The 20,150-nt window shown below is 48.5% G+C and carries 19 protein-coding genes and 1 other RNA gene; 2 read left to right on the top strand and 18 right to left on the bottom strand.

Features of this window, described 5'->3' with window-relative positions; translation table 11 throughout:
• Positions 1 to 9: 9 nt before the first annotated feature.
• Positions 10 to 771 carry an IS21-like element helper ATPase IstB gene (gene istB, locus EZMO1_RS22230; RefSeq protein WP_034873160.1) on the bottom strand — a complete coding sequence of 254 codons (762 nt, stop codon included), beginning with the start codon at positions 769 to 771 and terminating at the stop codon, positions 10 to 12.
• A complete protein-coding gene (gene istA, locus EZMO1_RS22225; RefSeq protein ID WP_034874476.1) occupies positions 771 to 1,949 on the bottom strand; it encodes an IS21 family transposase in 1,179 nt (392 codons plus the stop codon). The genes istB and istA overlap by 1 nt, the downstream gene beginning before the upstream one ends.
• 187 nt (positions 1,950 to 2,136) lie before the next feature.
• On the opposite strand from istA, the gene EZMO1_RS22220 reads away from it, so the two are divergent.
• Positions 2,137 to 3,048 carry a hypothetical protein gene (locus EZMO1_RS22220; protein ID WP_201772221.1) on the top strand — a complete coding sequence of 304 codons (912 nt, stop codon included), beginning with the start codon at positions 2,137 to 2,139 and terminating at the stop codon, positions 3,046 to 3,048.
• A gap of 62 nt (positions 3,049 to 3,110) precedes the next feature.
• On the opposite strand, the gene EZMO1_RS22215 is transcribed toward EZMO1_RS22220, so the two are convergent.
• Positions 3,111 to 3,356: a hypothetical protein gene (locus tag EZMO1_RS22215; protein WP_034878459.1), complete on the bottom strand. Its 246-nt coding sequence runs from the start codon at positions 3,354 to 3,356 to the stop codon at positions 3,111 to 3,113.
• A gap of 246 nt (positions 3,357 to 3,602) precedes the next feature.
• Here EZMO1_RS22215 and EZMO1_RS22210 point away from each other — a divergent pair, with 246 nt between their 5' ends.
• On the top strand, positions 3,603 to 4,010 hold the full coding sequence (locus EZMO1_RS22210) for a (deoxy)nucleoside triphosphate pyrophosphohydrolase (protein ID WP_034878457.1): 408 nt from the start codon (positions 3,603 to 3,605) through the stop codon (positions 4,008 to 4,010).
• 49 nt (positions 4,011 to 4,059) lie between these two features.
• Here the strand turns inward: EZMO1_RS22210 and EZMO1_RS22205 are convergent, their stop codons facing one another.
• From EZMO1_RS22205 to gspC, 15 genes are all read right to left on the bottom strand, one after another.
• Positions 4,060 to 7,236, bottom strand: a complete 3,177-nt coding sequence (locus tag EZMO1_RS22205; protein WP_034878456.1) for a DUF3427 domain-containing protein — start codon at positions 7,234 to 7,236, stop codon at positions 4,060 to 4,062.
• Positions 7,237 to 7,740: 504 nt separating this feature from the next.
• Entirely contained in the window at positions 7,741 to 8,031 is a 291-nt protein-coding gene (locus tag EZMO1_RS22200; RefSeq protein WP_034878448.1) for a hypothetical protein, read from the bottom strand.
• A gap of 103 nt (positions 8,032 to 8,134) precedes the next feature.
• Positions 8,135 to 8,521, bottom strand: a transfer-messenger RNA (tmRNA) gene (gene ssrA / locus EZMO1_RS22195).
• 38 nt (positions 8,522 to 8,559) lie between these two features.
• A complete protein-coding gene (locus EZMO1_RS22190; protein WP_034878446.1) occupies positions 8,560 to 9,327 on the bottom strand; it encodes a type II secretion system protein N in 768 nt (255 codons plus the stop codon).
• Entirely contained in the window at positions 9,324 to 9,845 is a 522-nt protein-coding gene (gspM, locus tag EZMO1_RS22185) for a type II secretion system protein GspM (RefSeq protein ID WP_034878444.1), read from the bottom strand. Before gspM ends, EZMO1_RS22190 begins: the two co-directional genes overlap by 4 nt.
• Positions 9,842 to 11,104, bottom strand: coding sequence for a type II secretion system protein GspL (gene gspL / locus EZMO1_RS22180; protein ID WP_034878442.1), 1,263 nt, complete (start codon positions 11,102 to 11,104; stop codon positions 9,842 to 9,844). Before gspL ends, gspM begins: the two co-directional genes overlap by 4 nt.
• Positions 11,101 to 12,099 carry a type II secretion system minor pseudopilin GspK gene (gene gspK, locus EZMO1_RS22175; protein ID WP_145912701.1) on the bottom strand — a complete coding sequence of 333 codons (999 nt, stop codon included), beginning with the start codon at positions 12,097 to 12,099 and terminating at the stop codon, positions 11,101 to 11,103. Before gspK ends, gspL begins: the two co-directional genes overlap by 4 nt.
• Positions 12,099 to 12,734, bottom strand: coding sequence for a type II secretion system minor pseudopilin GspJ (gene gspJ, locus EZMO1_RS22170; RefSeq protein ID WP_034878440.1), 636 nt, complete (start codon positions 12,732 to 12,734; stop codon positions 12,099 to 12,101). The genes gspK and gspJ overlap by 1 nt, the downstream gene beginning before the upstream one ends.
• On the bottom strand, positions 12,731 to 13,111 hold the full coding sequence (gene gspI, locus EZMO1_RS22165) for a type II secretion system minor pseudopilin GspI (protein ID WP_034878438.1): 381 nt from the start codon (positions 13,109 to 13,111) through the stop codon (positions 12,731 to 12,733). The genes gspJ and gspI overlap by 4 nt, the downstream gene beginning before the upstream one ends.
• A complete protein-coding gene (gene gspH / locus EZMO1_RS22160) occupies positions 13,108 to 13,686 on the bottom strand; it encodes a type II secretion system minor pseudopilin GspH (RefSeq protein WP_051790504.1) in 579 nt (192 codons plus the stop codon). The genes gspI and gspH overlap by 4 nt, the downstream gene beginning before the upstream one ends.
• Positions 13,687 to 13,717: 31 nt before the next feature.
• Positions 13,718 to 14,170: a type II secretion system major pseudopilin GspG gene (gene gspG, locus EZMO1_RS22155; protein WP_051790503.1), complete on the bottom strand. Its 453-nt coding sequence runs from the start codon at positions 14,168 to 14,170 to the stop codon at positions 13,718 to 13,720.
• A 67-nt stretch (positions 14,171 to 14,237) separates the two neighbouring features.
• Positions 14,238 to 15,464: a type II secretion system inner membrane protein GspF gene (gene gspF, locus EZMO1_RS22150; protein ID WP_034878436.1), complete on the bottom strand. Its 1,227-nt coding sequence runs from the start codon at positions 15,462 to 15,464 to the stop codon at positions 14,238 to 14,240.
• 3 nt (positions 15,465 to 15,467) lie between these two features.
• Complete coding sequence (gene gspE, locus EZMO1_RS22145) at positions 15,468 to 16,988, bottom strand: type II secretion system ATPase GspE (protein WP_051790501.1); 1,521 nt, start codon at positions 16,986 to 16,988, stop codon at positions 15,468 to 15,470.
• Entirely contained in the window at positions 16,966 to 19,101 is a 2,136-nt protein-coding gene (gspD, locus tag EZMO1_RS22140) for a type II secretion system secretin GspD (RefSeq protein WP_082212316.1), read from the bottom strand. The genes gspE and gspD overlap by 23 nt, the downstream gene beginning before the upstream one ends.
• 20 nt (positions 19,102 to 19,121) lie before the next feature.
• Positions 19,122 to 20,036 carry a type II secretion system protein GspC gene (gspC, locus tag EZMO1_RS22135; protein WP_034878433.1) on the bottom strand — a complete coding sequence of 305 codons (915 nt, stop codon included), beginning with the start codon at positions 20,034 to 20,036 and terminating at the stop codon, positions 19,122 to 19,124.
• Positions 20,037 to 20,150 lie beyond the last annotated feature (114 nt).

Genomic DNA, 20,150 nt, shown 5'->3' with positions numbered 1-20,150 from the left:
TTTTCAGGTTTATTTCTTGGCAGAAGTGCCTTTCAGTAATCCAGCTTTGCGCTTCTCTTTCAGGCGGTAACTCTCACCTTTGATATTGAGAGTTGTCGCATGATGCAGTAGCCGATCCAAGATCGCAGTGGCTATGGCTTGATCGCCAAAGATCTCGCCCCAGTCGACAAAGCTCTTATTCGAGGTCAGGATGATACTTGCCTTTTCGTAACGGCGAGTCACGAGTCGGAAGAAAAGGCTGGCTTCATCCTGATCCATAGGAAGGTAGCCAATTTCATCCAGTACCAGCAGCTTTGGGTACATCAGTTGCTGCATCTGTCTTTCAAGCCGGTTCTCCTGCAACGCTTTTTTCAGCGTAGTCATCAGCTTGTCGAGGCTCATGAACATAACCCGATGTCCGGCTTCTGCTGCCTTAACAGCCAGAGCTATTGCCAGATGTGTTTTACCAACACCTGGCGGTCCGAGTAATACGACATTTTCAGCACGATCAACAAAACCAAGACCGGAGAGTTCCCGAACCACTTTTCGGTCAACGGTCGGCTGAAAGCTGTAGTCAAACTGCTCTAATGTTTTTAGCCATGGTAACCGGGCTTGCTTTAGACGACTCTCAAGCCCTTTCTGGTGACGGCCAGCCCACTCAGTAGAAAGCACTTCTACCAGGAACTCCCGGTAATTCAGGTCTTTCTTGCTGGCTTGCTCACACAGGGTATCAAGGTTGTCAGCCAGGTGGTCAAGCTTAAGGCGATTGACCAGTGTCGTTAACTGTTCCATCACACCACCTCCTCATAATGGCTGAGGTCACGGGTTTCAACCTTGATCTCGTCATACAGGGCACGGTGGTGGGTGGCGTCGAGTACCCAGCGGTTCTTTGCGTCAACCAGCAGATGGCTGGCAACGAGGGTATCGTCCGGGCCATAAACCCGTAGCTGCCGGTCAAGTCCCATGCGGATACTGACTTGCTGACCAACCAAAGTACTGGGAACACTGTAGCGATTCGTCTTAAAATTAATGTAACCATCAACCGGCACACGTCGTGTTTCCCGGTAGCTGGTGTCATAACGAATATCCGGTAGCTTTTGAAGGTGCGGCTGTTCTTTAGCAAAGCGGTCAGCCACTTTTTCTTTCAGAGTGTCATGATGGCGTTCATCTGCTACGTTGGTCAGCCAGTCTCCCAGTTGCTGGTTCAAGTGCTCAAGGCTTTCAAAGCTGCGATAGCGCTGGAAGAAGTTTTCTTTTACGTAGCGCACCATACGCTCGGTTTTTCCCTTGGTCTGTGCTCTGTAGGGTTTGCAGGCTTTAGGCTGAAACTCGTAGTGTCGAGACAACAACAGAAAACCTTCATTAAACTTCACCTGTCCGTTACCAGGATGCTCCAGAACTGCAGCCTTCTGGTTATCAACCAGTACCTGCGCACTTGAACCCCCGAACCACTCGAACGCCCGGATCAGGCTTTCATAAGTGTGTTCCGCATCATTGCTGTAAGCAGCAAAGGCATAGAAGCGGCGTGAGTAGCCCAGAACATTAACGGAGACATAAACTTTGCGAAGCTCACCTCCAACTTCGATCTGCAGTTCTCCCCAGTCGTGCTGCAACTGGTGACCGGGAGCCGTTTCATAACGGGTGGTCGCCTTGCTTTCACGCAGGGTGCGTTTAGGGTGGATATAGTCCCGTAAAATGGTGATGCCACCGGCATATCCCTGCCCTTTGATTTCGGCAAATATGACCTCGGCATTCCAGACATTCTCAGCCAGTAACGCGTCAATGACGGATTTGAAATCATCAAGCTTACTCTGGCGAACACCGGATTTGCGTCTGGGTGGTGGCCCTTGCCTTTGCAGGGCTCTCTTGACGGTACTGACAGAGCAACCTCTCTGGCAGGCAATGTCCTCAAGATAGCAGCCTTTGTCTCTGGCTTGCTTTATCATAAGGTAGTCCTCTCGGTTGATCATGGCTCCTTTTCCTGAGTGCTGATAACACTATGGGATTCGGCCATGAAGTGGTAAATCGAGAGGTCATTTCAAACCGGTGATTTGGGGTCATTTATTGGCGGAGGTAACAGTGGACGGGGAGATTACCATAGTTATTTGTGAATCAATATTAATAATAAGATAAGCTGGAAAAAGCAATCAGGTAGCTATGAACGATACGATGAAAAACAAAAATAAAAAACTCTCTGCCACTGCATTGGCAAAAACCATGGCATTATCAAGAAAAGAGTTGCTTGGTAAAATGGAAGGCGCTGGTTGGATTTATCGACAAGACGACAGCTGGCAGTTAACAGAGAAAGGCAAAATAAAAGGAGGCGAATACACCAGCCACCCTGAATACGGGGAATACATTGTCTGGCCAGAATTGATTGCCAGTTTCGATGAAGCTAAAACGGGCACAGACGTAAATGCGGTTCGCAGCTGCCGTCAGCTGGGTAAAAAGGTAGAGCTGTCAGGGCAGACAATGAATGCCCTGTTTTCAGAGCTGGGCTGGATAAAGAAAGCCCTGAAAGGCTGGAATATCACCGAACAGGGAAAAACCATGGGCGGGCTCCAAAAAGAAGACTATCGTTCTGGTATTCCCTATGTCTGCTGGCCGGAACAGATTCTGGACAACAAAGCCTTCTCACTTTCGCTGAAAGAAATTAAGGGTGACTTGTCGCACGCCATCGGGCTCAGTACAGAAAAGAACGACGAGATTGAAAGCTTTCGGGAGAAATTCCCTGCCAAGCTACGCACAGCCGACGGCCATATGGTCAAATCAAAAGCCGAAATGCTGATTGATAACTGGCTCTACATGGCCGAGATCGTCCATGCCTATGAGCGAAAACTCCCCATTGAAGAAGATGTGTACTGCGATTTCTACATTCCCACAGGAAAGGTCTACATCGAGTACTGGGGCTATGAGAATGATGAAAAATACCAGAAGCGGAAGGAAGACAAGCTGAAAATTTATGACAAATATGGGTTTTCGCTGATTCAGTTGAAAGATGAAGATGTGAAAAATCTGGATGATGTATTGCCGAGGATGTTGTTGAAGTTTGGGGTGCAGACCTATTGAAAGCTGGCTGACAAGAGCTGAACAGCGCAAAATCGGTGAATCGAAAACCACCAGGCAGCGGTTTACTTGCTGGCAAGATGGTTGACTATCTGGATCAGCAGTTCTTCGATTTTGTTGAAGCGCTTGTTGTTTGCATTCCGTGTAGTCTGGATATCCTCTTCCAGTTTTCGGAATTTTTCACGCTGCTCATTCAAGATCAGGGATACAACACCATGAGTTGCTTCAAGGGTCTTGTTGTTCTCATGGAACGCATGATCAAGTTGCTCGACCTTGCGTTCGAGCTTGGTTACTCGTGCTTCAAGGCTCATGCTGCGTACCTTTGTGTTTATTTGTGTGTCATTAGGTTAGCAGACAATGTGGGCAGAAATGGTGACGTTATCACTACATCCTGTAGCGAGTCGGTTTCGGTACTGTGTGACCATGAGCAAAACACTGGATAGTGAGGGTGATTCTTAAGTTTGAGGTGCAGGCTTACTGATGTAAGCATGGTCAGGAGAGCATTTTTTTGATATACCGCTGCTTTATCAAAATTTATTCTTAGGGGTACTAGGTCAGTGAAAAAAACGGTCCAAGTCGTAGGCGCAGTTATCGAAAATGAACACGGTGAAATATTGTGTGCTTTACGATCTAATGCCATGAGCTTGCCAAACTTATGGGAATTTCCAGGTGGTAAAATTGAGGATGGTGAGAAGCCTGAAGAAACTTTATGCCGTGAAATCCATGAAGAGTTAGGCTGTGATATTGAAGTCGCTCAGATGGTTGAAGATACGACTTATGATTATGGCAACATCATAGTTAACCTAAGAACTTATCTAGCAAAAATTGTCAGGGGTGAACCAGATGCAGCTGAGCATGCTGCTCTGGTTTGGATTCCAAGAGTCAGTCTAAAAAGCTTGATCTGGGCGCCTGCTGACATTCCTGCTGTTGAGATTTTAAGCGCCGAACGCACTGAAACTGCATAAATGCAGGTGTTTAGCCCAGCATATACGGGCTAAACACCAGGAAACGCACTTACTCTGTTAGGTCTTCATAGAGCTCAAGAGGAACTGTATTATGCAGTTTCCATATAACACTCATTGGTTGGTCGCCGCTACTTGAGACATAGTCTGCTTGACCTAAGTACATAAATGGCAGGGTAATATTATACTGTTTTGCGGCTTTGCGAACGAATAGATGTATACGATAACTGGCTTTTTTATGGTTGATATAATGCTGACCAACATTGGATGTATGTGAAGTTTGGTTCTGACTTTGCCAATGAAACGTACTTGGATTCATAAAGAAATCTTTGTATTTCAAATGTTCGTCAACCTCTTCCTCTTTATTGAGATTAATGAAGAGGAAGTAGTCTTGACCTACGCGTTTTACGCCTTCACGCCAGCTGCCTTTTTGGGCGGTATCTTCAGAAAGAAATTGAATGTCATTTCTTGTATAGTTTTGATACAAGGCGAAGCGTTGTCCTTTTGTTAGGAAAATATCAGGCTTGTACTGTCTTCTGAATAACTTTATGCCGTAGTCAATGCGATCTTGAATATATTTTTTCGCAAAATCAGAAGACTTAATTAGCTCTATAAAGTCAGTGTTTATTTTGAATGCGTCACTTTCTAACTTACCAAAGCTCCATGTCATTCTTTTATAGCCTAGCGAAAGCTCTTTCATTGCAGAAAAGATTAATGCCTTGTGTTGTTTAGGTTCAAAGTTAATATTGAATAGCGTTTCAAGCTTTTTTATAACATCAGATATACTGATCGAAGCGTTTTTTTGGTCAAGAATAACAGAAATTATTGCAAATTCATAAGGCCACTTCAGAGGTAGTACAGATTCTAAGCGTTCGGCTATTTCTTGAAGATAAATGTTGTTCACCAACTCTATTGGGTTGCTTTCTAAATCACCACACCTATTCTTTGTTTGGTATAAAGAACCAAACTTTGAAAAAAAGAAGTATGGATTAGGCGCATATTCAGATGTATAGAAATCTAATATTTCAGGTGAAGAGCCTAAGTCTTGCTTAAATTGCTGATAGAGGCGCTTTAAATAGTCAACTTTATCTAATCGAATAGAATCGAGTTTGGCTATTATTTTTTCTTTTGCTATTTCATCCAGCTCTACATAACAACCTGCAGGTAAGTCAGAGAACTCACTGCGAATAGATCTTTTTAAGTAATCTTTATCAAAATCCCGTCTGCCGGTTTCTCCAGATAAAGCTAAAGGTACCATAAATGAATTCTGATGATTTCCGATAAAATCCAGAACTGTTACATACTCTTTTCCTCTAACTTTTCTTAATCCGCGACCAAGTTGTTGAATGAAAATAGTTGAAGATTCCGTTGGTCTCAAAAAGAGAAGTAAATTTACTTGAGGTATGTCGATACCCTCGTTGAAAATATCGACAGTGAAGATGATCTCTAATGGATGTTCAGCGTCCTGTAAGTGTTTTATTTGATCTTGTCGTTCTTGTGGCGAAGATAAGCCTGTCAGTACAGTACTGGTTATACCTTTGTCATTGAAGCTCTGTGACATAAAATTAGCATGGTCACGATTCACGCAAAAGCCTAGCGCACAAAGCTTTTCTTTTTGGAAAGTGTATTTTTTAATCTGCTTGATAATATAGTCTGCACGCTCATTTGTATTTAGCTGTTCTACTAGCTTTTTCTCTACATATAAGCCATTGTTTTGCTCAATTTCATCATAGTCAACAGTTTCATCCGCGACTCCAAAATAATGAAATGGTGCTAGGAGATCCATCGATAATGCATCTCGCAGCCGGATATCACAAACAATATTGTAGTTACATAATTTGAGAACATCCCTGCCATCCATGCGTTCAGGTGTGGCAGTCATACCAAATAAAAATTTAGGTGAAAAGTAGTTGATAACTTTTAAATAAGTGGAAGCTTGTGCATGATGAAATTCATCAACTACGATATAGTCAAAAGCTTCTAAGTCAAACTTACTTAAATTGTTGTCTTTTGATAATGTTTGAATAGTGCTAAATAAAAATGGTCGATCAAACTCTTTAGTTTTACCTGTAAGCTTTCCACAAAGTTGATCATTCTGAAAAACTTCTGAGAAAGTTTTTATAGCACTTTCAAGCAATTCATCACGATGAGCCAAAAAAAGAACACGACTAGCCTTGAACTGATAGGCATCAAATGCTGCTAAATAAGTTTTACCTGTTCCCGTTGCAGCAATGGCTACAGCTCTTTGCTCCCCTTTTTTTCTGATAGCAACTAGGTTCTCTAAGGCTTCTTTCTGCATAGCGTTAGGAGAAATAGTGTGTTTACTAATAGAATGGCTATTTAAGTGGCTTTTCTTTAAGAAGTCGAAAGTTTTACCATTTGTAAACTCTTTTTTTGAGTTATCTTCATAAAAAGCTTCATATTCATCAATAAAACTTTCTGTTAATGGTATCGAATTTTCTGAGTTCCATAGCTTTTCAAATCGCGTATAGGCTTGATCATAAATTTCTGCGGTGTTAGAACGCGGTATTTTAACATTCCATTCTTCACCATTTATAAGTGCTGATTTGGAGATGTTGGATGAACCAATTAATGCACTGTTATTTCTACTATATTCTCTTTGAAATAAATAAGCTTTAGTATGAAAGGATTCATGCTGAGTACAATAAACTCTTGTTTCAATATTGCTTTGATCTAGCAGTTTTCTTAGGGCTTCTGGTTGAGTTATATTCATATAAACCGAAGTAAGGATTCGTCCTTTTTTTCCTCGGCTTAAAAATGATTGCAAAGGGTTTAGTAGTAGCTGAAGTCCTGATTTTCGAATAAAACTAACCATGAAATTAAACTGATCAGCAGTTTGCAGCTCAAATTTTAGATTCTTAAAGAAATTGGTTTTTGCTGTCTTGCTATTAGTAATCAGCGATGGAGATATTAAAGAAAAATCATCACTTAAAGGCAGGTGAACATGATTGTCCTTTGAGAAAAGTACTCTTCGCAAAGGTAGGCTTAAGCCTTCACACTCAGGTTCTACGAGACTAGAAATTGACTGTGTTAGCTGGATGATACCCTCGAATTGGTCTTTTTGTGAGTAGTATTCGAGCCTGTCAGAAATCTGTCTATTAATGTGCTGGAGTAGGGTTGATGTATATGCGCCGGCAGGTACCTTAAAAACCCTTTGATTTTCTGGATAAGCTTTTTGTTCCGCTTTAAGCTCTTCTGAAACTGACATTATGAGACCCTGAATGTTTTTAAATGTATCATAGTACCAAAAAGAATCATGTAATGTTGTCGTATTTTTACTGTATCGCTATTTTTTGGTTGCTTTTGCTTTTATTTGACCAATTGCTTATCCACTACTAGTTTCAGTTGTCCAAACATCATAGTTTACGGTGGTTTCAAGGTTGTCAGACTCATCTAAGCTCTATAAGAGACTATTTGGTAGTAGATTTGAGTTGGGTATTAAACTCCCTTCTCACTTCAGTGATTCGAGCTACAAAAATGATGTTTGCCCTTGCTTTGTTTGTGATGTAGGAGAGAACTGCTTCTTACTGTGGGTTGACTATTCTGATGCTTCTCAGAGAGAGCTATGTAACTCTAAGCGCTACACCCTAGAGCTTCGGAAAGAGAGGGCAAGATCGCATTTAATAATGAGTACAAATTCATCTAGCCTAATTGAGAGCATTATATCTTCCAAAGAAACGCTTCTATCATACATACAGCCATGACCAAAATATCAGAAAATAAAAGTGTCCATCTCACCTCTGAATGCTTCATTGCTAACCAGATAATACAGCCGGTTAACATAGTGCATTCCGTTGGCTACAAAAAGCTTGCCGTCACAGTCAAGCACTGTCCAGATGCAACGAGGGTCGGCTTTTTCCAGCTCGTGCACGTTTATATCGTTCCAGCCCCAGCTAATGTCCAATGCCTGACCATCGACTTCAATTTCAAAGGAGCCGTCGGGTACAGGCGCGGTTCTAAAAGAGAGGTTGAGTTCATCAACCAGATCGTCAAATTCTTTCATGTTTTGTACGACAGAGTTCAGGTTCTTCGTGCCGATATAAAATCGTCATCGTAAAACCATAAAAAAAGAGGGCTGAATCTCTTCAACCCTCTTCGTTCAAGTGTGGTGGAGGCGGCGGGATTTGAACCCGCGTCCGCCGATTCGCAGCCTTTGGCTCTACATGCTTAGATCCACCTTTAAATTTAACTCTGTAACGACCCAGTGGTCGGGGTTCTACAAAGCGATCTTCACAAGTTTTAGCCCGTTAGCCAGAAGACTGCTGAACGTGGCGAGTCCGCTTACGATGACAGTCTGAAAAACCGGCCAGCGAACGAACCGGACAGACTGGAAGCTTCGTAGTGTTTAGTTACGATTAAGCAGCAAAAGCTACAGCTTCGTAGTCGCTTTCATTGGCAACTAGAAGGTTTGTAGTGTTTTGATTAACGAGAACCACTACGTCCTCGGCATGCACCTCAGGGTTTGATACCGTCGTCGAATCCGAATCGCCCCCAGTCCCTTATTTATAGAGCAGACTGGTGCGAACCGCAATCACAGTCGGCCAGAAAAGCTGAGAGAGTAAGCGTCGTCACCTTCGGGCTGGCCTAAAAAGTCCAGTCCCTGCCTTAGTTGACCGGGCATATCCTCGCCCGGCGTCAGGGTGGCGGCCAGATTGAAACTCATGTTCGGGCGCAGGGTAAACTCGCCTTCGGTGCTGATGTCGCTGGAAGACTGGTTCACCAAAGCCGTCAGTGTTCCGGCTTCACAGTTCAGGCGCGCACCGGCTTCACCCAGACGAATATCGCCAAACGGACTGTTGAGGCTGCTGCGCTCCAGCGCCACAAGACCATCCAGCGCCTGACAACCCTGTCGGTTAACGTGCAGGGTCTGAACATCCAGATTAATGTTGCCCAGCACGTCCACAATCACAAAGTCAGGCATCGGGAACTGCGACTGCAACCATTGGGCGGTCACATCCAGCGTGGTGTCTTTCAGACTGACGTCCGACAGGGTTGCCCGCACCGTTGTTTCTGCGGATACCGGTGATTGCAGGTCGCCCACGGTAATGTCGGCTTCCAGCGCCCGCCCGAGCAAAGCAGAAGGTTTGATGTCCCAGTTCACCGAAGTCAGGGTGATGTTGTTGAACGTCACTTCACCCACCTGCCCGGACCAGACAGTCCCCGTGATATTGCTGGCACTGACATTACGTGGCACCGGAGCCATCTGATAAACAAAGGCCGCAGGCAGATTTACCAGCAGGAAAAATGCCCAGGCCAGTAAACCTGTGAAGGTTAATCCCGGAATTTTCTTAATCTTCATCCTTCGCTTAACTCCAGACGTTCAATGCTGACAATGCCCGGAGTACGGGTCTGTTCAATTCGCAGTTGTTCAATCACCGCGCTGCTGCCTTGTTCCAGTTCAACCAGCCAGCCCATCAGTTGTTCAAACGAGGCATTGGCCAGACTGACCTGCAAACGGTTCTGCTGGGTACGAACCCCTGTGACACGCAAACCATGATCGCTGGCACTGCGGTTGATTAACTGATCCAGTGGTACGTCCGGACGCTCGGTAATCACTGCCCCTTTCGCCTGTAGCCGAAGGATTTCAGTCGCAGTGCTTTTTACCCGGTTCAGCATCTGCTGGTTGTTCATGACTTCCTGTTGTGCCTGCTCGTGTTTGTCCAGTACTGGCTGGACAACGCCCATCCACACGATCCATACCAGTAGCAGGGGCGCAGCAATGGCAATCAGTTGTCGTTCACGGGCTGAAATACCATGCCAGTACTCTTTTGCCTGCTGTTGCAGTTGGTTCAGTTGACTCATGGCTCGTTGACTCATCGTTCAGTGCTCCTGATGACCAGCGCGCCGGTCACAACGTCTTCCTGTTGCTCAACGGTTTGAACCGTTACAGAAACGGAATCAGGTGCGTTTTCACGAAAGCGGCTAAAGGTGTTGAAGGCATTCGACTCGGCGCTCATGCGCAGCTCCTGACGACTGTGGTCGTAGTCCAGTTGCACAGGCTTGAGCGAAGGTTCGGATTTAAACGTCGGTGACAGCTCATTCAGCAGGGCTGGCAGCCCCTGTTTTTCCTGTTCGCCAGGTTGTCTCAAGGCGCTGAGTTTCTGGTTCAGGGAAAACTCCAGACGAATCACCCGCTCACCGGGGAACAGATCATTGTAAATGCCGTAGGCTTCGGCTCGCAGGGCATCGGCCTGACGTTCCAGCTTGGCAGTGCTGACCATGTTGACACCCAGCATCAGGGCGCAGGTGGTCAGCATCAGGGCGGCAGCAGTACGCCATGGTTTCAGATGGCGAATCACCATGGATTCTGGCTGATAATCACCCTGCAGCAGGTTCAGGGAACTTCGGGCAGTGGGCTCCAGCAGAGCTTGTAAAGCATTGCCTTCTGGTTGAGGGGCACTTGGTTGAGAGCCATCTGGTTGAGTGCCAGGCTGCAGGTCGGTACTTTCAGGCATGGGACTGAGCGCACGAACTTGCAGGTCATCGGATTCGTTGTGCAGGCTTTCCAGATAAAGCGGCAACCATGACGGGTCGCACACACTGGCCTGCCATTCTCCGGTACGTACAAGGTATTGGTCGTTTAATTGCAAAATGGTGCATTCATCGTCGGCAATGGGCAAAGCCAGCGTATCCGGTAGCCATTGACGACTGTTAATGCCTGCTTCCGTCAGCCATGACTGCCACTCATCCATAGCCGACCGGGCGACAACCGCCATATACACCTTGCCATTGCTATGGTTCAGCAGGGCAAAGTGCAGGTCTTCCACTTCGCCCGCCAGATCATCTTCCAGACGCCAGGGCAGGGTTTGCAGTACGGTTCGGTTTAGTTTACCGGCATGTTCCAGCACATGCAGGCCAACGGCTTCACCGGGTACCAGTACCTTGCAACGATGGTTGCTGGTCAGCGTTTGCAGTTCACCCAGTTCTGCTACAGAGGTGGTGCCGTAGTCACTGTCCGTTGACCAGTAAACCACGCCATCCGCTTGCAGTGGCAAACGGATCACCAGCAGGTTTTTGGCGGTGCTGCCGGTTGACGGTTGTTTTATCGTATGACTGTTCAAAGGGTCACTTGTCATAAAAAGGCACCAAATTTACGACGCACAACCGATAATTGGTTGTCGTCGTTGCGTCTTAGCAAACTGTTTAAGCCTGTACGTGTTCCGGCAAATTCGCTGTTGGCACGTAATTCAAAATAAGAGCTGTTCACGGTCACCAAAGACCGCATGTTGCTGGCGTTGTAATTCGCCAGCAGGGAGCTGTTCAGAAATTCATCGACGGTATCCCAGCCGTTGGCGGGGCGCTGTTCCAGTGCCCGGCGAGCCTGATCAATGGGAAGGTCGCCTTCATACAGTGCCGACAGCAATTCAGGCTGATCCGCCGGAATGGTGTTTACATTCACCTGCAACCGGTTTGAAGGTGTTGCACAGAGATAAGGCATCACCCGCAGGGCAATCCCCTGGGAAACGCCTGCAACAGCCCGCCATTCACTAATATCCCGCATGGCGGTCTGACCGGCAAGGTGAGGAACAGGACGGGACATGTAATGGTCGTCGCCGTACTGGGTATAATCTTCACCGTTATACACCCAGTCCCGTGTCGCCCAGCTGATGCTCATGGCTTCGCTGGCACTGATTTCCAGTTCTTCCAGCAGGTAGGCAAAAATATCCACTTCCAGTGGGGTTGAACCATCCGTATTGTCGGAAACGTTCATTGCATTAAGGTTAAAGCAGCCCTGCGCATCGAGGATTTCACCGGCAATAGTGCCGTCTTCAACCGGAAATACCATGCCTTCGGTAGCCCAGTACTGACCAAGGTGTATGACACCGTCATCGTCGTCAAAGCTCTGTTTCAAAACCCGCACTGCCAGCTCTTCTGCCGACAGAGCGTACCACCGGGCCTGTTCCAGCTGATGACGGCCAGTGGTTCTACGCAGCTGATTGCGATAGGCAAACGTCACTTCCGCCACAATCAATGTCATCAACGTGAGAATCAGCATGATGCTTAACAGGGCAATGCCCTGCTGTCTGCGCGGTCTGACTCTGTGTGGTCTGATATAGGGGGATGCATTCATCAGGCTTTCTCCCACTCATCAGGCAGCAGGAAACGACGTTCAATGATGCCCAGATCCTGCAGATCCATTTCAATCAGCAGGCCTTCGGGTAATTGTCCGTTGTCTTGTAATGTGTTTTGCCAGTCATTGTTGTAGAAAAAGCGGAACTTCAGACTGTTTACACCGTCCAGCAGTTCACGATTAACCGGTTCGGCGTTTTGTAACGGATCGAGTACATGATGATGCATACGTTCCAGACGGTTGCTTTTCAACCGGTAGGAAACCCGTTGTAATTCTGAACGTGGCAGCTGTTGTGCCGGGTTGCGCCAGTTGCTGCGCACAAAGGCAATGGCCTGATCGTCAGTACTAAGCATATTGCCATCGGAAAACAGGCTCTGGGTTGATACACGACCATCGGTTCGTACACCACGATCAACCAGCTGGCGAAAGTCCTGTTCCAGTACCAGCATGGTGTATTCCACTTCGCGCAGACGGTTCAGCTGGGAACCGGTGACGTCTTTGGCATCGATAACACTCATAAATAGCTGGCGACCACTGAGGGTCAGCAAACTGAAAATAGCGATGGCAACCAGCATTTCCAGCAGGGTAAAGCCTCTCTGGTGCTGACCGGGTCGTTTACATTGAGACCATTTCATTGGCGCACCATGTATGTTTGCAAGGTTTCCAGAGGCGAGACTTTGTCGTCTTTTCTGTCTCTCACTTCCACCTGAACCATGCGGAAATCATCACTGGTGGTTTTAATGCTGCGCTTGCGGATATGCCACTCGGTGTTAGCCATTTCGACTGAATAAGATTCCCAGTTTTCCCTGGGCCATTGTTGTTCCAGACGAATGGTGGTCAGTTCGTTATCCGCTACCCAGCGGGCAATGGTTTTTTGTCGCATATACAGCGTATTGCTGACATTGGCGCCCACCGTCCGGGTCACCCCGATACCGACAATGGCAAGAATTGACAATGCCAGCATGACTTCCAGCAGGGTAAAGCCTTTTTGATGATTCGATCGATGCGTCACGACTGGCTATCCTCAACAAGACTCACGTCGCCCGTCTCTTCAATTTGAAGGGTAAACGACGGCAGGCGATTGGATAACCGGTTGCCGGAACCGGAAGGCTGAATGCTGAAAACAATTTCGGCGGGTGTCATATCGCCTGACGACCAGATATACAAATGAGGCTCTTTCATGTCTTCAGGCTTGGTAAACCAGTCTTCCAGCAGGGTGTCCTGTTGCTGTTGTTGCAGCGAGGTATGCCACACGGTTTCTCCGGGGGTAAACCGCATGCGGAAATTTTCTTCAAGAGTGGCCGGACGCAGCAGGCGGTCCTGAGTAATGGATTCCCAGCCTTCTTCGCCAAACTGCACAAACTCATAGTCGTTGTCGTTTATTACAACACCCAGATCACGGCCACTGAGAATGGCTTCTTCATGAGCGGTTTCAACCAGAGCGGCAAAGCGCTCTGCGGCCCGTTGCAGTTCGGCACTGCCGTTACTGAACGTGATATTGGGCACCACCACAGAGGTTGCCAGTCCCAGCAACAGCAGAACCAGCATAATTTCCAGCAGTGTGAAGCCTTTGTGGTGGTGTCTCATCTTTATCTGAATCGTTGTTTAAATAGCCGTATCAGGAAGGCAGATCCCAGTTACCAATGTCGGAATCGGTACCAGGCTGACCATCAGGGCCGGCAGAGAAAATGTCGATCTCGCCATACTGACCCGGATTTTGCAGGAAGTAGTCGTTACCCCATGGATCTTTAGGCAGACGACGGATGTAGCCATTGGCACGGTAGCCGGCAGGTTCTGGTGAACCGGTAGGCTTGGAAATCAGAGATTCCAGTCCCTGCTGGGTGGTCGGGTAGTGGTTGTTGTCCAGACGGTACATATCCAGGGCGTTTTCCAGCGCAACGATGTCGCTCACGGCCTTCTGCATATCCGCCTTTTCCTTGTTACCAATCACGTTGGGAGCAACAAGGCTTGCCAGTACACCCAGAATCACGATAACCACCATGATTTCCAGCAGGGTAAAGCCGGACTGTTTTTTATTGACCGGTCTTGGTCGTTGGAATTTTGAACGCATATCTCTTTTCCTTAATCCACTTTAATAAGATGCTAAGAGCCACATAAGACGCTAAGAGCCACTTGTTTTAACCACTGACAAGCGAGTTAAGATCCAGCATTGGTGTCAGAATCGCCATCACAATAAACAGCACCATGCCTGCCATGAGAAGAATCAGGAGCGGGGCAAAAATCCCCAGGGCAATATTCACCTGAGACTCAAACTGTCTGTCCTGGGCATCGGCAGCACGTACCAGCATCTGTTCCAGTTCACCGGATTTCTCACCACTGGCGATGATATGCAGCATCATGGGCGGGAACAATTGTGTCTTATCCAGTGCTGTCCAAAGGCTGGCGCCTTCGCGCACCCGTTCGGACGCTTCTTTTAAAGCCTGACGGATATGGGCATTAATCAGTACATCGCTGGCGACTTTCATACCGTCCAGCAAAGGCACTGAACTGCTGGTCAGAATGCTGAGGGTTCGGGCAAAACGCGCCGTATCAACACCGGCTGAAACATCACCAGCCACAGGTACTTTCAGGAACCATTTGTCGTGCTTCAGTCGTAGTTTTGGTTTGGTGAGCAGTCTTTGTCGTATAACCAGCAATACCAGAGTGGTGATCAGCAGATGCATACCGTAGTCGCGCACAAAGTCACTCATGGCGATCAGCGCCAGTGTCATGTCCGGCAGCTCCTGACCCATATGGGCAAACTGGTCAACCACGGTAGGAACCACCGTTGCCAGCAGAGCAGCCACAACACCGATGGCAACGATGGTCAGAATGACCGGATAGATCATCGCCTGAATCAGTTTGCCTTTGATTTGCTGCTGCTGTTCGCTGTAGTCAGCCAGACGTTCCAGCACCACATCCAGATGTCCGGATTTTTCACCGGCTGCCACCATGGAGCGGTATAGGCGATCAAAGGCTTTGGGGTAGCTGGCAAGGCTGTCTGCCAGTGTCTGACCTTCCAGCACCCTTGAGCGGATCGCCGTGATCATGGCTTTCAGGTGGCTTTTCTGCAGCTGTTTTGCCAGTGCCTGCAAACACTCTTCCAGTGGAATGGCAGCAGCCACCAGTGTCGCCAGCTGACGGGTCAGCAAGGCGACTTCTGCCGGTGTCGCATTTTTCTCAAACAGATTGATCGAGAATGAACGACGCTCGGTGCTGGTTTTTTCGGTGGCAGGCTCAATAGAAACCGGTGCCAGACCGTCCGAGCGTAGCTGTTGGCGTAACTGTCTGGGCGAGTCTGCTTCCAGTACGCCTTTTTTCTTACGGCCTTTGGCGTCCAGAGCCTCATAAGCAAAAACAGCCATGACTTACTCCTCTCTGGTCACCCTGAGCACTTCTTCCATGGAGGTAATACCTTTCAGCACTTTGCTGAAACCATCCTGTTGAATGCTCGGAGTATGCTTGCGGATTTCTGCTTCAATGGCCTGTTCACCGGCACCGTCATGGATCAGATTGCGAACGGTGTCGTCCACCAGAAACAGTTCGTGAATGCCGGTTCGTCCCCGATAGCCCAACTGGTTGCATTCATCACAACCTTTAGCGTCCCAGACGGTGGCTGGCGTGTTGTCAGCCAGTTTCATCATGGCGCGTTCGCTGGCAGAGGCTTCGCGAGGCTGGCGGCAATCCGGACACAGGGTTCGTACCAATCGCTGTGCCAGAACGCCCAGCAAACTGGACGACAGCAGGAAGGGTTCAATGCCCATGTCCCGCATTCGGGTAACCGCACCAATGGCGGTGTTGGTGTGCAGGGTACTCAGTACCAGGTGGCCGGTCAGGGACGCCTGAATGCTGATCTCGGCGGTTTCAAGGTCACGAATCTCACCCACCATCACCACGTCAGGGTCCTGACGCAGAATGGCACGCAGGCCGCGGGCAAAGGTCATGTCCACTTTCGGGTTGACCTGTGTCTGACCAACGCCTTCTATATCGAATTCCACCGGGTCTTCTACGGTGAGAATGTTACGCTCAATGTTATTGATTGAGCTGAGGCCGGCGTACAGTGTCGTACTCTTACCGGAACCGGTAGGGCCTGTGACCAGAAGAATGCCGTGGGGTTTCAGCAACAATTCGCTGACATGATCACGAATGGATTCGGTCATGCCCAGACTGGTCATATCCAGCTGTACACTGCTGCGATCGAGCAGACGCAGTACGATACGCTCACCGTGTCGCGAGGGCAGGGTGGACACACGTACGTCAATGGCTCGACCACCCAGACGCAGGGAGATACGACCATCCTGCGGGACACGCTTTTCAGCAATGTCCAGTTTTGCCATTACCTTGATACGGGAAACGAGCAGTGCGGCCAGTTTGCGCTGAGGGCGCAGAATTTCGCGCAACACACCGTCGATCCGGAAACGGATCACCAGCATGTTCTCAAAGGTTTCGATATGGATATCCGACGCGCCATCCTTGATGGCCTCACCCAGCATGGCGTTGATCATTCGGATAATGGGTGCACCGTCGTCGGCTTCCAGCAGGTCTTCGTTGTCGGGCAGTTCTTCTGCCAGTGACTGCAAACCTTCATCATTACCAATGTCCTGCATCAGCTGGCGGGCTGCGGAGGAATCCTGCTGGTAAAAAGCAGCGAGACGTGCATCGAAATCGGCGTCTTCCAGCTTTTCAATAGTGAACGGCCTGGCCGTTAAACGACGAACTTCGCTTAATGCATGACGCTCAGGCATACCGTGATACAGCAGGTGATAGTCACCCGCTTCGGTGTTTTCCAGCAGTACGCCAAACTTCTGGGCGAAGTGGAAGGGCAGAGTGATTTGCTCTGCCGCACCATCCTGTTCTTCAAAGGCTTCAGCCGTTGGACTCTGCGTCATCACCTTCGCCTTTCTCAAGTTGTTCCGCTTCTGCCTGTTCGATCAGCTGGCGTGCTTCTTCCAGTCGGCGCATTTGTCTGATGACATTGTCTTCATCCATCTGGCGGCGGGTTTCTTTCAGAATGTCCTGTGGGGACATATCTTCGGACAGTACCGGAATGCGGGCATTGGGCATCAGATCGACACCATGTTGTGCCCGGTCAAGCTGGCGAGCACGCATGTAACCGTATTTTCTGCCGCTGATTTCAGTCAGGGTATGGTCATCGCGGATAATGGTCGGGCGAATGAAGACCATCAGGTTACGCTTGCTGACGGTGTTGGAGGTAGACCGGAACAGACGACCAATGAAAGGAATATCGCCCAGCAAAGGCACCTTGGATTCGCTTTCCTGTACCTGTTCATCAATCAGACCGCCAATAACAACGGTGTCACCACTGCCGACCATAACCGAGGTTTTTACCTGACGAGTCGCAAAGGTGATATCAACGGGTGTTGTGCCATTGATGTTCGACACTTCCTGTTCGATGTCCAGCTTAACGGCGTCACCTTCGTTGACCTGTGGTTTGATGCTGAGCTTGATACCGACTTCGCGGCGCTCAATGGTCTGGAATGGATTATCGTTGTTGGCGCTGGAGGTGGCACCGGTCAGAGTGGGCACTTCATCACCGACAATAAACGACGCTTCTTCGTTATCCAGCGTCATGAGGCTGGGTGTCGCCAATACGTTGGACTCGGTGGTGCTGCTGACGGCTTGTAGCAGGGCTGTCCAGTCACCGGCAGTAGCCGTAAACGCTGCACCGGAAACGCCGGACAGGGCTTGTGCCAGAACGGACCAGTCGCCGGGTTTGTCAGGATTAACAACTTCTCGACCGTCTTCGTAGATAATGGTTGAGCCTTTCTCACCTTCAGCTTGTTTCATGCCATACATAATCTGCCCAATAGGCACAGTCTGACCGTTCTGAAACTGCATCAGACCGCCTTTTTCGCTACCGAGCTGCATAGACAGGTTGATGCCATCGCCATCAGCCACTTCAACAATAATGGCTTCCACCAGTACCTGGGCACGACGGATATCCAGCTGCTGGATAACGCTTTCCAGTACGCCCATCATGTCTGGTTGTGCAGTGACGACCAGAGCGTTGGTCTGTTCATGAACGTTGATGCTGAAGTTGGTGCCAGCCGTTGTGGTGTTCTGGGAACCGGTCTGTTCGGCAATCACCGTTTGACCAACGCCTTCGAGCACTTCTTTCAGGTCTTCGGCAACGGCGTAGCGCAGGTAAAATACGCGGGTGTTACCGGTGGTTTCCTGCTCGGCATCCAGACGGGATACCAGATTCTTTACCCGGATAACCTGTGAGGTTTCACCGGAAATGATCAGGCGATTGCCTACTTCATCGGCAACAATGGCCGGGTTGCCTGAAACGTTGCTCTTGCTGCCGGACTCGGTGTTCAGGGCACGGAGAATGCGTGACATCTCATTGGCAGAACCGTGTTTCAGGTTGATGATTTCAACGGTTTTGCCGCCCGCGTTATCAATGCGGGTGACAATATCTACCAGTCGTTCAATGTTTGCCGCGCGACCGGTCATCAGCAGGATGTTGGACGGGTCGTAGTGAACCACGTTACCGGCAGTGTCGTTTAGCTGGCGCAGAATGGGCGACAGTTCACGTACAGGAACGTTTTTGACCGGCATCACCCAGCTGATCATTTCATCGCCTGCACCGGGTTCGCTGGAATCGATCACTCGAATGGCAGAGGTTTTGGCTTCTTTGTCCCGAACCACTTTCAGAATGCCGCTGGGCTGTTCGACCACGGCAAAACCATGCACTTCCAACACGCTCAGGAAAAACTGGTAGTACTGTTCTTCGTTGAGTGTTTCGTAAGAGCGGACTGTGATCGTTCCCTGTACGGAAGGGTCGATAATAATGGTTTTATTCAGATTGGCACTGACGGTGTTGACGAATTCATCCACCTTGGCGTTCTGGAAACTTACCGAATACTCACCGGCAAATGCCTGTCCTGCCAGCGTCGTGTTAATAACAAGAGTACCAGCGCTCAACATGATACCGGCTGCGATTGGGCGCAGTGCACGACGCAAGGCACCTGTTCCCATTAATAATGCTGTTTTTTGCTTCATGATGATAAGTCGATCTGGTAAATCTGGCCCTGACGCTCAATAGTCAGCGAAATCTGGTCGAGGTTTGGCAGTTCCTGCATCAACTTCATGGCTTCCATGTTGTTGGTCAGGTCGATGCCGTTGATGGACAGGGCAATATCGTTATTTTGCAGACCTGCCGCCTTGAATAAATCAGGGCGTGATCTGGGATTTATTCGATATCCTGCCAGCTGGCCATCCCTGCGTACCGGTGAAATGCTGATCAGCTCAGCAATGGATGTGGGATTATTGCGGAGTTCCGAACTCAGCTCTTTGATGTCTGCAGACGGTTGCGCGGGTGTAGAAGTCGGGCGAGCCGCTGTGCGCTGGTCCGGATTGTTCGGGTACAACAACAGTGCTTCGTGCTGACCGTTGTTTTTAACAATCACCCGGTCTGGATAAATATCGACGACTTCGGCATTGGCACCGTTCAGGCGGTCACCAATACGATAGGTTTTGTCTTCTGAACGGAAATTGATAATGGCCAGGGAGCGTTCAGGAATACTGCTGGCAACAATGCCGGTAATGCGGGCGCTGAGCCTTGAACGGGGAACGGAGTCCGGATCAATGGTGTTGGCGGTTTCAGTTTCAGGCACCGGTGGTGTGCCAAACAGATGTAGACCCGCCAAATCGGGGTAGGCCTGGCTGGTGCTGTCCTGTTCTTGAAAGGACGCTGCCTGATTTTTCCAGTTGTTACTCTCTGTTGTTTCAACAGGAATCAATTCCCAGGTGACTTTTGCCAGTTGTTGAGCCAGAAGAATGACAAGAACCACTTCGCAGATCAGAATCAACCAGCGATTACTGAGTCCGGTAAGGTTGAATGACTGGGCAATATTGGAAAACCTGCTGGAAAGGCTCTCAAGAGATTTGCTTTTATTAAACGCGATGGGCATGGACACTCATTAATTACCAGTCTGTACATTTGTGCTGACTTTCCTCTCCCTGCTCAATGCACTGATCTTTCTAACTGACAGAAAGCTAACTGACATAACTTCTGTCGTCAGAAA

It is taken from the genome of Endozoicomonas montiporae CL-33 (assembly GCF_001583435.1).
Classification (GTDB): domain Bacteria; phylum Pseudomonadota; class Gammaproteobacteria; order Pseudomonadales; family Endozoicomonadaceae; genus Endozoicomonas_A; species Endozoicomonas_A montiporae.
This window is presented reverse-complemented; position numbering and strand designations above follow the sequence as displayed.

Excerpts from the sequence above, each read along its gene's own strand:
- istB (WP_034873160.1), bottom strand. The coding sequence starts at position 771 with ATGGAACAGTTAACGACACTGGTCAATCGCCTTAAGCTTGACCACCTG.
- istA (WP_034874476.1), bottom strand. The coding sequence starts at position 1,949 with ATGATCAACCGAGAGGACTACCTTATGATAAAGCAAGCCAGAGACAAA.
- EZMO1_RS22220 (WP_201772221.1), top strand. The coding sequence starts at position 2,137 with ATGAACGATACGATGAAAAACAAAAATAAAAAACTCTCTGCCACTGCA.
- EZMO1_RS22215 (WP_034878459.1), bottom strand. The coding sequence starts at position 3,356 with ATGAGCCTTGAAGCACGAGTAACCAAGCTCGAACGCAAGGTCGAGCAA.
- EZMO1_RS22205 (WP_034878456.1), bottom strand. The coding sequence starts at position 7,236 with ATGTCAGTTTCAGAAGAGCTTAAAGCGGAACAAAAAGCTTATCCAGAA.
- EZMO1_RS22200 (WP_034878448.1), bottom strand. The coding sequence starts at position 8,031 with ATGAAAGAATTTGACGATCTGGTTGATGAACTCAACCTCTCTTTTAGA.
- EZMO1_RS22190 (WP_034878446.1), bottom strand. The coding sequence starts at position 9,327 with ATGAAGATTAAGAAAATTCCGGGATTAACCTTCACAGGTTTACTGGCC.
- gspM (WP_034878444.1), bottom strand. The coding sequence starts at position 9,845 with ATGAGTCAACGAGCCATGAGTCAACTGAACCAACTGCAACAGCAGGCA.
- gspL (WP_034878442.1), bottom strand. The coding sequence starts at position 11,104 with ATGACAAGTGACCCTTTGAACAGTCATACGATAAAACAACCGTCAACC.
- gspK (WP_145912701.1), bottom strand. The coding sequence starts at position 12,099 with ATGAATGCATCCCCCTATATCAGACCACACAGAGTCAGACCGCGCAGA.
- gspJ (WP_034878440.1), bottom strand. The coding sequence starts at position 12,734 with ATGAAATGGTCTCAATGTAAACGACCCGGTCAGCACCAGAGAGGCTTT.
- gspH (WP_051790504.1), bottom strand. The coding sequence starts at position 13,686 with ATGAGACACCACCACAAAGGCTTCACACTGCTGGAAATTATGCTGGTT.
- gspG (WP_051790503.1), bottom strand. The coding sequence starts at position 14,170 with ATGCGTTCAAAATTCCAACGACCAAGACCGGTCAATAAAAAACAGTCC.
- gspF (WP_034878436.1), bottom strand. The coding sequence starts at position 15,464 with ATGGCTGTTTTTGCTTATGAGGCTCTGGACGCCAAAGGCCGTAAGAAA.
- gspE (WP_051790501.1), bottom strand. The coding sequence starts at position 16,988 with ATGACGCAGAGTCCAACGGCTGAAGCCTTTGAAGAACAGGATGGTGCG.
- gspD (WP_082212316.1), bottom strand. The coding sequence starts at position 19,101 with ATGGGAACAGGTGCCTTGCGTCGTGCACTGCGCCCAATCGCAGCCGGT.
- gspC (WP_034878433.1), bottom strand. The coding sequence starts at position 20,036 with ATGCCCATCGCGTTTAATAAAAGCAAATCTCTTGAGAGCCTTTCCAGC.